Genomic DNA, 12,116 nt, shown 5'->3' on the forward strand with positions numbered 1-12,116 from the left:
GGGAGATAAGGGAGGACAGCCATGGCAACCATCACGGCGCAGGGCGTCGGGTCCAACCTCGACGTCGATGGCATCGTCACCAAGCTGATGGCGATCGAGCGGCAGCCGCTCACCGCCATCAACAAGAAGGAAGCTTCCTACCAAGCGAAAATTTCCGCCTACGGCAACCTCAAGTCGTCGCTGTCATCGTTCCAGTCGTCGCTGAGCGGCCTGGCCAGCTTCTCGAGCTTCCAGGTGGTCAAGGCCACGCCGGGCGACAGCAACGTGCTTACCGCCTCGGCCACTACGGCGGCGGTGGCGGGCAGCTATACGGTCGAGGTGCAGCAGTTGGCAGTGGCGCAAAAGCTCGCCACCGCCGGCCAAGCCGCGCTGAACACCGCGATCGGCACCGGCACGCTCACTTTCGAGTTCGGCACCGTCGGCGACGACGGCGCCACGCCGCGCGTACTCGGTGCCGACGGCAAATACACCGGCGCCTCGTTCATGCCCGGCGCGGACGCGCCGAAGACCGTGACCATCGACGCCGGCCACAACACGCTCGAAGGCGTCCGCGACGCGATCAACGAGGCCGCCATCGGCGTGCGCGCCAGCATCATCAACGACGGCAGCGGCACTCCCTACCGCCTGGTGCTGAGCGGGGAGGGGACCGGCTCGACAAACAGCATGCGCATCTCCGGCGGCGACGCCGGCCTGCAGGCCTTGCTCGGCCACAATCCCGACGACGATGCCGGCCAGGGCCTGAGCGAAACCGTCACCGCGCAGGACGCGAGGCTGAAGGTCGACGGCCTGCAGGTGGTCAAGAACTCCAACAGCATTTCGGACATCATTTCCGGCGTCACCCTCAACCTCGCCAAGGTCGGCTCGAGCACGCTGAGCGTGGCCAAGGACACTTCCAGCGTCAAGTCGGCCGTGACCGGCTTCGCCAAGGCGTACAACGATCTGCAGGCCACTTTCAAGGAGCTTTCCTCCTATTCGGCAGGCCAGGCCAGCGGCGTGCTGTTCGGCGACACCGCGCTGCTCACCGTCCAGCGCAACCTGCGCACGGCGCTGGCGACGCCCATCCCGCATCTCACCGGCGCTTACAAGAACCTCAGTCAGGTGGGCATCACCATCGGCCGCGACGGCAACATGAGCGTGGATGAAGGCAAGCTGCAGAAGGCGATCGCCGACAACTTCACCGACGTAGGCCTGCTCTTCGCCGCCGGCGGCAAGGCGAGCGACCCGCAGATCGCGTTCGCCGGCTCGTCATCCAAGACCAAGCCCGGCGTTTATGAGGTAAGCGTGTCGACCCTCCCGGCTTCGGGGACCAACGCCGGTGGCCTGATCGGCGGCGCGGTGGCAAGCGGCGCCGGCGCACGGCTGTCCGGCGCCAGCGGCACGAACATGGAAGGCCTGAGCGTGCAGGTCAACGGCGGCAGCACCGGCGCCCGCGGCACGGTCAGCTTCTCCCACGGCTATGCCTTTCAGCTCAAGGAGTTGATCACCGGCCTGGTGGGCGAGAAGGGGGTCGTCAGCTCGCGCACCGGCGGCCTGCAAACCTCCATTGCGGATCTCGGGAAACAGCGCATTTCGCTCGATCGCAAGCTCGAAATGACCGAGAAGCGCTACCGCGCCCAGTTCGCCGCCCTCGACACGCTGATGGGACGGATGTCGCAGACCAGCAGTTTCCTGACGCAGCAGCTGGCCAATCTGTCGAACATGTCGAATTCATAAGAACGGAGCAGGTTCATGGCTCAAGACCTGCTGGATGACATCGTTGCGCTCGCCGAAGCCATGCTGACTGCAGCGGGCGAGGGCGAGTGGGGCGTACTCGTGGCGCTGGAAGCGAGACGTGCCGAGCTTCTGGCAGCGCTGGATCTTTCCGGCAAGGAAGGGACCGAGGCGGTGCATGCCACCAAGCGCATTCGGCGCATCCTCGAACTGGATCGCCAGGCCGGCGAACTGGCACAACAGCACCTCCATGAACTCGCCGGGCTGCTGAACAACACCGGCAACCAGAAAAAACTGCTCGCCGCCTACGGCGGGGTTTGACGCGGCTGGCTGCACCGGCTTCGCAGCGTCCACCACCCCCCACGAACCTAAAGAAGACAGCACCCGGGTCGTAAACCAATGACAAGCGGGGCGCAGTTTGCGACCGCTACTTCGGTCAATTCGAATCACGCGACAAGAAAAGGAACTCGATCATGTTCGCATCTCTCGGCAACCGTGCTTCCGCCTACGCCAGGGTGGGCGTCGAAACGGGCGTCCTGACAGCCAGCCCGCACAAGCTGATCCTGATGCTGTTCGACGGCGCGATCCTGTCGATTGCCACCGCCGCCGCCGCGATGGACGGCAAGGACATTCCCGCCAAGGGACAGGCCGTGTCGAAAGCGATCGACATCATCCTCAACGGCCTGAAGGCGAGCCTCGACGCGAAAGCCGGGGGCGAGCTCGCGGACCGCCTCGCGGCGCTGTACGACTACATGGGCGAGCGCCTGCTCTACGCGAACCTGAACAACAGCCGCGCCGCGCTCGACGAAGTCAGCGGCCTGTTGCACACCTTGCGCGAAGCGTGGGAAGGCATCGCGCCGGGGGCGGGGGCGCGGGCGCCGGACACGGTCGCGGCCTGAGCGGTACCGTGAGCACGCTTGCGCTGTTCGAATCGATGAGCATTTTGTCAGCCGGCATGGTCGAGGCCGCGCAGGCCAACGACTGGGAGCGGCTGGTGGTGCTGGAGCACGAGATGGCGGACATCCGGGCTGAACTGATGCGCATCGAACCGGACGGTCGCCAGGCTGCCGACCAGAGCGAAGCGGACGCGGCGCGCAAGGCGTCGCTGATCACCGCGATGCTGCGCAACGACGAGGAGATCCGCCGCCACGTCGAGCCGTGGCTCGCCAGCACGCGCAAGCTGCTCGGCGGTGCGCAACGTGACCGCGCGGTGCGCAGCGCCTACGGCGCCTTCGGCCCGTAAGGCCGCGGCGCTTTCCGCGGACGGTTTCACGCCCCAGGAGCGACCCCGATGATTCCGTCCGATCTCGCCGCCCGGCTGCGCATGCTCACCGAAGCGAGTTTTTTCGACAGCGAGCCGCCGGTCAGCGGGCCGGCGCGGGTGCGCGAAATCCAGGCGCGGCTGCCGGAGATCGTGCCGGGCCAGCGATTCACCGCGACCCTGGAGCGCGCGCTGCCGGACGGGACGTTCCAGGCGATCGTCGCCGGCAAGCACTACACGCTGGCGCTGAACCATGCGGCGAAATCCGGCGACACGCTCGAACTGATTGCGACGCAGAACACGCCGAAGGCGGTGTTTGCGCAGCTTGCGAACGTCGCGACCGCCCAAACCGGCGCGGACGCCGCCACCCGCCCGACGCTCAGCGCGACCGGGCGGCTGATCGGCTTCCTGCTGACCGGACAACCCGCGTCCACGCCGGCCGCCCTCGCCGGCGGCAAGCCGCTGCTCGATGCGCCGCCGGCCAACGGCGCCGCCACGCTCGCCCCCGCGCTGCGCCAGGCATTGACGCAAAGCGGGCTGTTCTACGAATCCCATCAGCGGCAGTGGCTCGGCGGCAAGATCGACACCGCGGCGCTGCAGCTGGAGCCGCAGGGCCAGCATGCGCCGGCACGCGGCCCTGCCGGGAACGCGCCGGCGGCGCAGCAGACCGCTGCAGCCGGCGAACCGTCGTCGACGGCCGACTCCGGGGGTGCCACGGCCGGGGCCATGCGTGCGGCTTCCGGCACGGTGTCGAACGCCCAGGGGATCGCGGCGGGCGCCGCCGCTGAAATCGATGAACAGGCGGACATCCGCGGCACCGCAGCGGCACCGAACCCGGCCCGCGCCGCCGCGATACCCGAGCGGCTGATGCCGGTCGTGCACCAGCAGCTCGACGCGATGGCGACGCAGAATTATGTCTGGCACGGCCAGGTGTGGCCGGGCCAGAACGTCGAATGGGAGATCGAGGATCCGCAGCGCGACCAGCGCGGCGACAGCGACGAGGTGGCGGAAAACTGGAACACCACACTGCGCCTGACGCTGCCGCGGCTCGGCGGCATGGAGGCGCATCTCGTCGTGTCGCCGGCCGGTGTCGCGTTGCGCCTCTTGGCCGACGACCCCGGCACGGTCGCGGCGCTCGACGCTGCGCGCGCCCGGCTCGACGATGCGCTGGCCGCGGCGAACCTGCCGCTCACCGGCTTTGTCGCGGAGCGTCGCAATGACGAGGGATGAGTCGCCGCAGGGGCCGCCGCAGCTGCCAACGCACCTGTCACACCAGGAAGCGGTCGCGCTGACCTACAGCGCCCATGACGCCGCGCCGCGCGTCGTCGCCAAGGGGCGCGGCCTGATCGCCCGCGAGATCATCGAACGTGCGCGCGAAGCGGGCGTGTTCGTGCACGAATCGCCCGAACTCGTCGGCCTGCTGATGCAAGTCGACCTCGACGCGCGCATCCCGCCCGAACTCTACGTCGCGATCGCCGAGCTGCTGGCATGGCTGTACGCCATCGAGCAGGGGACGAACGCCGGGGTGCGTCCCGCGGAGACCGGCGCACACCGGTCCGTGCTATAAGAGCCGCTTTCGATTCGACACATTCTGCATGAGCGACCCGAACGAAGGCGCGACCCGCCCCCGCCCGTTGAACCCCGAGGCCTTCTCGCGCTTCGCCGTGCGCGATCCGCGCGAAATCGTCCAGCTGCTCCGGGCGCTGTCCGAAAAGCGCGCGCTGATCACCGGCCATCTCGACGAGCGCACGTCGTTCATCACGGTGATGCTCGCATTGGACGCGAGCGGCGCGGCCGTCGTCCTCGATGCAGCGCCCGAGGCCGGCATCAACCAGCGTGTCGCGGCCGCCCCGGAGCTGATCTGCATGACCCGGCTCGACAACGTCCGCGTGCAGTTTTCGCTCTCCGCGATCGAAGCGGTCCGCCACGACGGCCAGGCTGCGCTGCGTGCGAACCTGCCGACCAGCGTCCTTCGCCTGCAACGCCGCGAGTTTTTCCGGCTCGCCGTGCCCAGATCGGCGCCACCGGTCTGCACGATCGCGCAAAACCAGCTGGACGGACGCAAGAAGATGGTCTCGGTGCGGATACTCGACATCAGCGGCGGCGGGCTCGCGATCCTCGTGCCCCCGCAAGAGCTGCACTTCGAACCCGGCATGGACTTCAACCACTGCACCCTGGTCCTGCCGGAAGGCGAACCCCTTCCGGTCCGGCTCACGGTGCGCAACCTGTTCAACATCAAGCAGCCGAACGGCACCCGGGCGCGCCGCGCCGGCTGCCAGTTCGTCGGCCTGTCGAACAGCGTCATGGCGCGCCTGCAGCGCTACCTCTTCAAGCTGGAACGCGAGCGCCACGCTCAGGACGCGGGGTGCTAAGCCGGTGCGCGGCCAGCCTCGGCCTTCAGGCTTGGGAAGGGTAGCGCGCGCCGCAGCCTGACTTCCTTGGCCGCCGCCTGCCCAAGTCGCCCCGCTCTCGTATGGGGTTTGCCTCAAGCCCTTGTTGTGTATAAAATTTTGTACAGCCACAGAAATGAATGGCGAAAAAGAGATCCGGTGGGTAGGCTCCGCTTACGACGACTTGCTGGGATTTCCGGACGAGATTCGTCGCTCCGCCGGTTTCCAGTTGGGCAAGATTCAGGTTGGCTTGGACCCGGACGACTGGAAGCCCTTCGATGATGTAGGCGCCGGAACTCGCGAAATCCGCATTCGGGAAACAAGCGGCATCTACCGGGTGATGTATGTCGCCAAGTTTGAGGAAGCGGTGTATGTCCTGCACTGCTTCCAGAAGAAGACCCAAGCGACCAGCAAACAGGACAAGAGCATTGCCGCGGCGCGCTACCGCGCCGTCGTCAACGCGAGGAAGACACACAAATGAAGATCGACACCGAAATCCGCCATGTGACGAAGCCGGGAGCGAACCTCTTCCTGGAGCTTGGCTTTGCGCCCGAAGAGGCCGAACGCATGCAAGTGGCCTCCCGTAAGCAGATCAGCGACACCCAGTTGCTGAAGCAGCAGTTGATGAACGAACTGTCGACCTGGATCGCCAATCATCACCTAAAACAGGCCGATGCCGCCGAGATCCTGATGGTTTCGCGTCCGCGCGTGTCCGACGTAGTGAACAAGAAGACGGCCAAATTCACTATCGACACCCTAGTGGAAATGCTCAGCCGGATCGGCAAGCCGGTCAAGCTGGTGATCGGTTGACGTCGGGACTCGCCATTCTCTATGAACAGTGCTGAAACTCAAGTTCCTTTCTTTTCCTGAACTTGGCCGAACCGTGAGACCGCTTGAGACGCCGTTAAACCGGCATGTTCATGATGTCCTGATACGCGGTGACAAGCCGGTTGCGCACCTGCACCATCTGCTGGAACGACAGGCTCGCTTTCTGCAGGTTCACCATCACGTCCTGCAGGTTGACGTTCGGGTCGCCGGTGGAGAATTCCTGCGCCATGCCGCGCGCTTCCTGTTGCGCGGCGCTGACGTCCTTGAGCGCCCCTTGCAGCACTTCGGCGAAGTCGACGCCGCCGGCCGCCTGCGCGCCCTGTGCCGGCTTGCCGGCCGCGGTCTGCGCCGTGGAGCGCAGCTCGCCGATCATCTGTTCAATTCCGCGCGTATCCATGATCTCGACCCCGGAGAGCGAGTGATTGTTGCTCGCAGTCTAGCAGAGCAATCGTCATGCCAACAGGGCCGAATCCGGCCCCCCCCTGTCATACCTCGTGCCCGTCGTCCCGGTATTGCTGCAGCTTGTATCGCAAGGTCCGTTCCGAGATCCCGAGCCTCTCGACCGCCCGCTTGCGCGAGCCGCCCTGCTCGCGCAGCGTCGCGAGGATGTGCTCGCGTTCCAGGTCCTTCATGTTTACGGGGCGCGGCGGTTCGACCGGGACCCGCGCAGCGGTGCTGGCAAGGCTTCCGATGACCGGGGAAAGACCCGCCGGCAGGAAGGCGGGCGCTGGGCAGGACGCACTGTCCGGCCGGCTTTCCGCGACGCCGGGTGCCGCGGCCCAGTGCGGCAGGCAAAGATGCACGATGTCGGCGCCGATCGTGTCGCGGCTGGCAAGGATCAGCGCGCGCTGCATCGTGTTTTCCAGTTCGCGCACGTTGCCCGGCCAAGCGTGGCGCACGAGCAGGGATTCGGCGTCGGCGAGCAGATGCGCGCTGCGCTTGAGCCGCTCGGCGTGGCGCGCGAGGAAGTGCCGGGCCAGCGGCAGGATGTCGGCGGGCCGTTCGCGCAGGCCGGGGATTGCGAGCGGGAACACGTTGAGGCGGTAATACAGGTCTTCCCTGAAGCGCCCCGCCGCGACCTCCGCCGCCATGTCGCGGTTGCTCGTCGCCACGACGCGGATGTCGAGTTCGACCGGCTTCCTGCCGCCGACGCGCTCGACTTCGCGCTCCTGCAGCACGCGCAGCAGCTTGGCCTGCAGCGCGAGCGGCATCTCGGAGATCTCGTCGAGCAGGATCGTGCCGCCCTGCGCCTGCTCGAACTTGCCCGGCTGCGCCGTCTGGGCACCGGTGAAAGCGCCTTTTTCATAGCCGAACAGCGTCGCTTCGAGGAGGTTCTCGGGAATCGCCGCGCAGTTGATCGCGACGAACGGGCCGTCGCTGCGCGCGGAACGGGCGTGGATGTAGCGCGCGAACACTTCCTTGCCGGTGCCCGATTCGCCGGTCAGCAGCACCGTCGCGTCGGTGTCCGCGACGCGCGCGGCGAGCGCCAGCAGGTTGCGGGTGCGGCAGTCCTCGGCGATCGTGTCGTCGGCCGACGGCGGCATCGCGGCGTAGCGGCGCACATGCGCCAGCAGCACGTCCGGCTCGAACGGCTTCATGAGGAAATCGCACGCCCCGCCGCGCATCGCGGCCACCGCCTTGTCGACGTCGCCGTACGCGGTCATCAGCAGCACCGGCAGCTGCGGCAGGCGGGCGCGCAGTTCGGCGAGCAGCTGCAGGCCGTCCATCGGCTGCATGCGCAGATCGCTGACGACGAGGTGGAACGCCTGGCAGCCGATTTCCTGCAGCGCGCCGGCGCCGCCGTCGACGCCGGTGACGCGGTGGCCGCCGATCTCGAGCGTGAGACAGACAGCGTCGCGCAGCGCGGCATCGTCCTCGACGACGAGGATGTTGATCTGTTCGATCATGAGGTTTCCTTCGATGCCGCTCCCGCAGCGCTGTCATCCGCGCGCAGCAGCGGCAGGCTGAGCGTGAACAGCGAGCCCTTGCCCGGCGTCGATTCGAACGCGATGTCGCCGCCGTGACCCCGCGCGACGCCGCGCGCGATCGCCAGCCCCAATCCGGTGCCTTCGGCGCGCGTCGTGAAGAACGGCTCGAACACCCGGCCCTGCCGTGCCGGTTCGATGCCGCGCCCGTTGTCGGCGACATGGAAAGTCACGAATTCGCCGTTACGCACCGCGCTCACCGACACCTCGCCCGCGGCGCCGGTCGCCTGGATCGCGTTCTCGATGAGGTTCGTCAGCGCCCCGCCCAGCGCCTTGCGATCGCCGAGCAGCGTCAGATCGCCGCAGTCGCAGCGCGATACGAACGACAGCTGCCGCGCCCGCGCGAGCGGCTCCAGCGTGTGCACGATTTCGCCGACCAGCTCGCAGATGCCGAAACGCTCGCGGCCGAGGCTGTCGCCGCGGGCGAACAGCAACATGTCGCGGATGAGCCGCTCCAGGTAGCGCAGGCGCTCGATCGCACGGTCGGCGACTTTCGCGCGATCGGCTGGCCCCAGCTCCGGCTGGCGCAGGTTGCCGGTGTAGAGCAAAGCGGCGGCGAGCGGCGTGCGCAATTGGTGCGCGAGCCCGGCGACCATCTCGCCCATCGCTGCGAGCCGCTCGTTTCGCTCGGCCTGCAGGCGCATGCGGTGGGTGTCGGTGACGTCGTGGAGCAGCACGATGCGGCCTTCGCCGGATTCGAGGGCAGTATCGGACAGCGACACGCGGCGCGCGCCCGGTTCGTTGCCGACGCTCAGCTCGCCCGGCGTCCCGGTGTCGCCGAAGCGGCGCGCGACCGCGTCCCAGCGCTCGCCCGCGAGCCCGCTACCGAGCAGGCTTTCGGCTGCACGGTTGAACTGTACGATGCGCCCTGCCCGATCGAGCATCACGACGCCGGCCGGCAACGCGCCGAGCAGCACGTCGAGCCGCTCGGTGAGCTGCGACACCTGCCCCTGCAGCGCGTTGTAGGCCGTCGACAGTTCTTCCGAGGCGCGCGAAAACAGCGCGAACGCCTCGGCGAGCTGCGCCGCGTCGAGGCGCTGGCCGGCGGTCGGCGGCTCGGGCGCGCCGGATTCGGCTGACATCATGACGGAATCGGTTTTCACGACGGGCAGATTAGCCGCCCGGCGGCACCGCGCAACCGGCAAATAGGCGGCAAAAACTGCCGCTTATCCCGCCGGGAAAGTTGCATCCGCGAGCGGACAATGCATCACCCGAAAAAGTCGGACGATTGAAGGACTCGACCATGTCTACCGACGTCACCGCCGTCGTGCGGGAAACGCTGCCGGCACCGCAGCAGGTGTTGCAGCGCTTCAACGAACTCGGTCAGCGCCAGAAGCTCGCGGCGGCCGCGGCCGTCGCGTTTGCGATCGCGGTCGTGGTCGGCGTGTGGCTGTGGAGCCGTGCCCCCGAGTACGCGGTGCTGTTCTCGAATCTCGAGGAACGCGACGGCGGCGCGATCGTCGCCGCGCTGCAGCAGCAGAACGTGCCGTACCGGTTTTCCCCGGGCGGCGGCGCGATCCTGATCCCGTCGCAGATGGTCCATGACGTGCGACTGCGACTCGCGGCGCAGGGGTTGCCCAAAGGCGGCCTGGTGGGTTTCGAGCTGATGGAAAACCAGAAGCTCGGCGTGTCGCAGTTCCACGAACAGGTGAATTTCCAGCGCGCGCTCGAAGGCGAACTGGCGCGCACGATCCAGTCGATCGCGTCGGTCGCGTCGGCGCGGGTGCACCTGGCGATTCCGAAACAGTCCGGCTTCCTGCGCGACGAGCAGAAGCCGACCGCTTCGGTGATGGTGAACCTGCACCCGGGGCGCACGATGGACGCGGCGCAGATCGCCGGCGTCGTTCACCTGATCGCGTCGAGCGTGCCGCAGCTCGCGAACGAACGCGTCAGCGTCATCGACCAGAGCGGCACGCTGCTGACGACGCGTGCCGACCCGCTGCGCAACGCCGGGCTCGACGCGACGCAGTTGAGCTACGTGCGCGAAGTCGAGGCGAGCTATATCCGCCGCATCGAGGCGATCCTGACGCCGATCGTCGGCGCCGCCAACTTCAAGGCGCAGGTCACCGCCGACGTCGATTTCAACCAGGTCGAACAGACCGCCGAAACGTACAAGCCGAACCCGTCGCCCGACCAGGCGATCCGCAGCCAGCAGAGCAGCGAACAGGAGACGCGCCAGACAGGTCCGCAGGGGGTGCCCGGCGCGCTGACGAACCAGCCCCCCGCCCCGGCCACCGCCCCGATCACGAATCCCGCGCTGCCGGGCGCGGCAAACGCCGGCGCCGGAGCGCCGCTGAACAGCAACCGTTCCTCGACGCTGAACTACGAGCTCGACCGCACGATCCAGCACACGCGCCAGGCGCTCGGCCAGGTCCGGCGGCTGTCGGTCGCGGTCGTCGTCAATCACCGCGGCGAGACTCTGCCGAACGGCCAGACGCGCGCCGTGGCGCTGACGGACGAGGAGGTCGCGCGGCTCACGAACCTCGTGCGCGAAGCGATGGGCTACAGCCAGGCACGCGGCGACAGCCTGAACGTGTCGAACGCGCCGTTCGCCGCGCCGCAGGAAGAAGCCGAAGCGGCCCTGCCGATGTGGAAGGATCCCGCCATGATCGAACTCGGCAAGGAGTTGCTGAAATACCTCGCGCTCTTCGCCGCGCTCGCCTTCGTGTATTTCGGCGTGATCCGGCCGCTGTTGCGCAGCGTCGCGCCCCCTCCCAAAGAGATCGAGGCGACCGTGGAAGAAGGGGACGACGACGAGCACGCGCTGCTCGGCGTGTCGGCAGCCCCGCGGATCGAGACCTTCGACGAGAAGCTCGTCCGCGCAAAAGAGCTCGCGCAGTCCGACCCGAAGGTGGTCGCGAACCTGATCAAGGAATGGATGGGTGCGAACGATGAGACCAAGAAATGAACACCCCTGACGAAGGACTCGCAAAAAGTGCCACGCTGTTGCTCGCGCTGGGTGCGGACCACGCCGCCGAAGTGCTCAAGCTGCTCGGGCCGAAGGAAGTGCAGAAGCTCGGCACCGCGATGGCCGGCCTGCCGTCGCAACAGCGCACGCGCGTCGAAGCGGTGCTGGACGAACTCGACGAGCACCGGCTCAAGGGCGCGCCGGTCGAAGCCGACGAAGAGCAGATCCGCGCGATGCTGACCAAGGCGCTGGGCGACGAACGTGCCGGCCACATCATCGCGCGCGTGCTGCAGGGGTCGGACACCGCCGGCATCGAGAGCCTCAAATGGATGGACCCGCTCACCGCCGCCGACCTGATCAAGAACGAGCATCCGCAGATCATCGCGACGATCCTCGTGCACCTCGAATTCGACCAGGCGGGCGAGATCCTGAAGCAGTTTCCAGACCGCCTGCGCAATGACGTGATCCTGCGCATCGCGACGCTCGATGGCGTCCAGCCGACGGCGCTGAAGGAACTCAACGAAGCGCTCGGCCGCATGCTGTCGGGCGCTTCGGCGGTCAAGAAGGCGTCGATGGGCGGCGTGCGCCATGCGGCCGAGATCCTGAACTTCGTCGGCGTCGGCGCGGAAACCGCGGTGCTCGACAACGTGCGCGAATACGATCCGGACCTCGCGCAGAAGATCCTCGACGAGATGTTCGTCTTCGAGAACATCATGGACATCGACGACCGCGGCGTGCAGGCGCTGCTGCGCGAAGTGCAGTCGGACTCGCTGATCACCGCATTGAAGGGCGCAGCGCCCGAGCTGCGCGAGAAAGTCTTCAGGAACATGTCCCAGCGCGCGGCCGAAATGCTGCGCGAAGACCTCGAATCGAAAGGTCCGGTGCGCTTGTCCGAAGTCGAGGCCGAGCAGAAGGAGATCCTCAAGGTCGTCCGTCGCCTCGCCGAGGAAGGCCAGATCGTGCTCGGCGGCAAGGGAGGCGACGATGCGTTCGTGTAGTTCGTGTAGTTCGTGCAACCCGTGCAGCGGTTGCCC

At 67.4% G+C, this 12,116-nt stretch carries 14 protein-coding genes; 11 read left to right on the top strand and 3 right to left on the bottom strand.

Translation table 11 applies throughout. The annotated features are described in order from the left end of the window. The first annotated feature begins 21 nt into the window (after positions 1-21). From fliD to pbN1_RS04240, 9 genes are all read left to right on the top strand, one after another. Complete coding sequence (gene fliD, locus pbN1_RS04200; protein WP_169203977.1) at positions 22-1,713, top strand: flagellar filament capping protein FliD; 1,692 nt, start codon at positions 22-24, stop codon at positions 1,711-1,713. 15 nt (positions 1,714-1,728) lie between these two features. Beyond that, positions 1,729-2,031: a flagellar protein FliT gene (locus pbN1_RS04205; protein ID WP_169203976.1), complete on the top strand. Its 303-nt coding sequence runs from the start codon at positions 1,729-1,731 to the stop codon at positions 2,029-2,031. Positions 2,032-2,183: 152 nt separating this feature from the next. Then, a complete protein-coding gene (gene fliS / locus pbN1_RS04210) occupies positions 2,184-2,609 on the top strand; it encodes a flagellar export chaperone FliS (RefSeq protein WP_169203975.1) in 426 nt (141 codons plus the stop codon). Between the two features lie 8 nt (positions 2,610-2,617). Continuing rightward, a complete protein-coding gene (locus pbN1_RS04215) occupies positions 2,618-2,953 on the top strand; it encodes a flagellar protein FliT (RefSeq protein WP_244857160.1) in 336 nt (111 codons plus the stop codon). 48 nt (positions 2,954-3,001) lie between these two features. Next, positions 3,002-4,201, top strand: a complete 1,200-nt coding sequence (locus pbN1_RS04220) for a flagellar hook-length control protein FliK (protein ID WP_169203974.1) — start codon at positions 3,002-3,004, stop codon at positions 4,199-4,201. Beyond that, positions 4,188-4,538, top strand: a complete 351-nt coding sequence (locus pbN1_RS04225; protein WP_169203973.1) for an EscU/YscU/HrcU family type III secretion system export apparatus switch protein — start codon at positions 4,188-4,190, stop codon at positions 4,536-4,538. The genes pbN1_RS04220 and pbN1_RS04225 overlap by 14 nt, the downstream gene beginning before the upstream one ends. Positions 4,539-4,566: 28 nt before the next feature. Continuing rightward, positions 4,567-5,343, top strand: coding sequence for a flagellar brake protein (locus pbN1_RS04230; protein ID WP_169203972.1), 777 nt, complete (start codon positions 4,567-4,569; stop codon positions 5,341-5,343). Between the two features lie 154 nt (positions 5,344-5,497). Continuing rightward, positions 5,498-5,842 carry a type II toxin-antitoxin system RelE/ParE family toxin gene (locus tag pbN1_RS04235; RefSeq protein ID WP_169203971.1) on the top strand — a complete coding sequence of 115 codons (345 nt, stop codon included), beginning with the start codon at positions 5,498-5,500 and terminating at the stop codon, positions 5,840-5,842. Continuing rightward, positions 5,839-6,171, top strand: coding sequence for a helix-turn-helix domain-containing protein (locus pbN1_RS04240; RefSeq protein ID WP_169203970.1), 333 nt, complete (start codon positions 5,839-5,841; stop codon positions 6,169-6,171). Before pbN1_RS04235 ends, pbN1_RS04240 begins: the two co-directional genes overlap by 4 nt. 94 nt (positions 6,172-6,265) lie before the next feature. On the opposite strand, the gene fliE is transcribed toward pbN1_RS04240, so the two are convergent. The 3 genes from fliE to pbN1_RS04255 form a co-directional block, all read right to left on the bottom strand. Further along, on the bottom strand, positions 6,266-6,586 hold the full coding sequence (fliE, locus tag pbN1_RS04245; RefSeq protein WP_169203969.1) for a flagellar hook-basal body complex protein FliE: 321 nt from the start codon (positions 6,584-6,586) through the stop codon (positions 6,266-6,268). Between the two features lie 88 nt (positions 6,587-6,674). After that, positions 6,675-8,096 carry a sigma-54-dependent transcriptional regulator gene (locus pbN1_RS04250; protein ID WP_169203968.1) on the bottom strand — a complete coding sequence of 474 codons (1,422 nt, stop codon included), beginning with the start codon at positions 8,094-8,096 and terminating at the stop codon, positions 6,675-6,677. Then, a complete protein-coding gene (locus pbN1_RS04255; protein WP_210147650.1) occupies positions 8,093-9,259 on the bottom strand; it encodes a sensor histidine kinase in 1,167 nt (388 codons plus the stop codon). Before pbN1_RS04255 ends, pbN1_RS04250 begins: the two co-directional genes overlap by 4 nt. 158 nt (positions 9,260-9,417) lie before the next feature. On the opposite strand from pbN1_RS04255, the gene fliF reads away from it, so the two are divergent. Further along, positions 9,418-11,082, top strand: coding sequence for a flagellar basal-body MS-ring/collar protein FliF (gene fliF, locus pbN1_RS04260; protein ID WP_210147651.1), 1,665 nt, complete (start codon positions 9,418-9,420; stop codon positions 11,080-11,082). After that, a complete protein-coding gene (fliG, locus tag pbN1_RS04265; protein ID WP_169204304.1) occupies positions 11,079-12,080 on the top strand; it encodes a flagellar motor switch protein FliG in 1,002 nt (333 codons plus the stop codon). The genes fliF and fliG overlap by 4 nt, the downstream gene beginning before the upstream one ends. Positions 12,081-12,116 lie beyond the last annotated feature (36 nt).

This window comes from Aromatoleum bremense (assembly GCF_017894365.1).
GTDB classification, from domain to species: Bacteria; Pseudomonadota; Gammaproteobacteria; order Burkholderiales; family Rhodocyclaceae; genus Aromatoleum; species Aromatoleum bremense.

What these genes read in the sequence shown, in the direction of transcription:
- fliD (WP_169203977.1), top strand. Translation starts at nt 22, where the DNA reads ATGGCAACCATCACGGCGCAGGGCGTCGGGTCCAACCTCGACGTCGAT.
- pbN1_RS04205 (WP_169203976.1), top strand. Translation starts at nt 1,729, where the DNA reads ATGGCTCAAGACCTGCTGGATGACATCGTTGCGCTCGCCGAAGCCATG.
- fliS (WP_169203975.1), top strand. Translation starts at nt 2,184, where the DNA reads ATGTTCGCATCTCTCGGCAACCGTGCTTCCGCCTACGCCAGGGTGGGC.
- pbN1_RS04220 (WP_169203974.1), top strand. Translation starts at nt 3,002, where the DNA reads ATGATTCCGTCCGATCTCGCCGCCCGGCTGCGCATGCTCACCGAAGCG.
- pbN1_RS04225 (WP_169203973.1), top strand. Translation starts at nt 4,188, where the DNA reads ATGACGAGGGATGAGTCGCCGCAGGGGCCGCCGCAGCTGCCAACGCAC.
- pbN1_RS04230 (WP_169203972.1), top strand. Translation starts at nt 4,567, where the DNA reads ATGAGCGACCCGAACGAAGGCGCGACCCGCCCCCGCCCGTTGAACCCC.
- pbN1_RS04235 (WP_169203971.1), top strand. Translation starts at nt 5,498, where the DNA reads ATGAATGGCGAAAAAGAGATCCGGTGGGTAGGCTCCGCTTACGACGAC.
- pbN1_RS04240 (WP_169203970.1), top strand. Translation starts at nt 5,839, where the DNA reads ATGAAGATCGACACCGAAATCCGCCATGTGACGAAGCCGGGAGCGAAC.
- fliE (WP_169203969.1), bottom strand. Translation starts at nt 6,586, where the DNA reads ATGGATACGCGCGGAATTGAACAGATGATCGGCGAGCTGCGCTCCACG.
- pbN1_RS04250 (WP_169203968.1), bottom strand. Translation starts at nt 8,096, where the DNA reads ATGATCGAACAGATCAACATCCTCGTCGTCGAGGACGATGCCGCGCTG.
- pbN1_RS04255 (WP_210147650.1), bottom strand. Translation starts at nt 9,259, where the DNA reads ATGATGTCAGCCGAATCCGGCGCGCCCGAGCCGCCGACCGCCGGCCAG.
- fliF (WP_210147651.1), top strand. Translation starts at nt 9,418, where the DNA reads ATGTCTACCGACGTCACCGCCGTCGTGCGGGAAACGCTGCCGGCACCG.
- fliG (WP_169204304.1), top strand. Translation starts at nt 11,079, where the DNA reads ATGAACACCCCTGACGAAGGACTCGCAAAAAGTGCCACGCTGTTGCTC.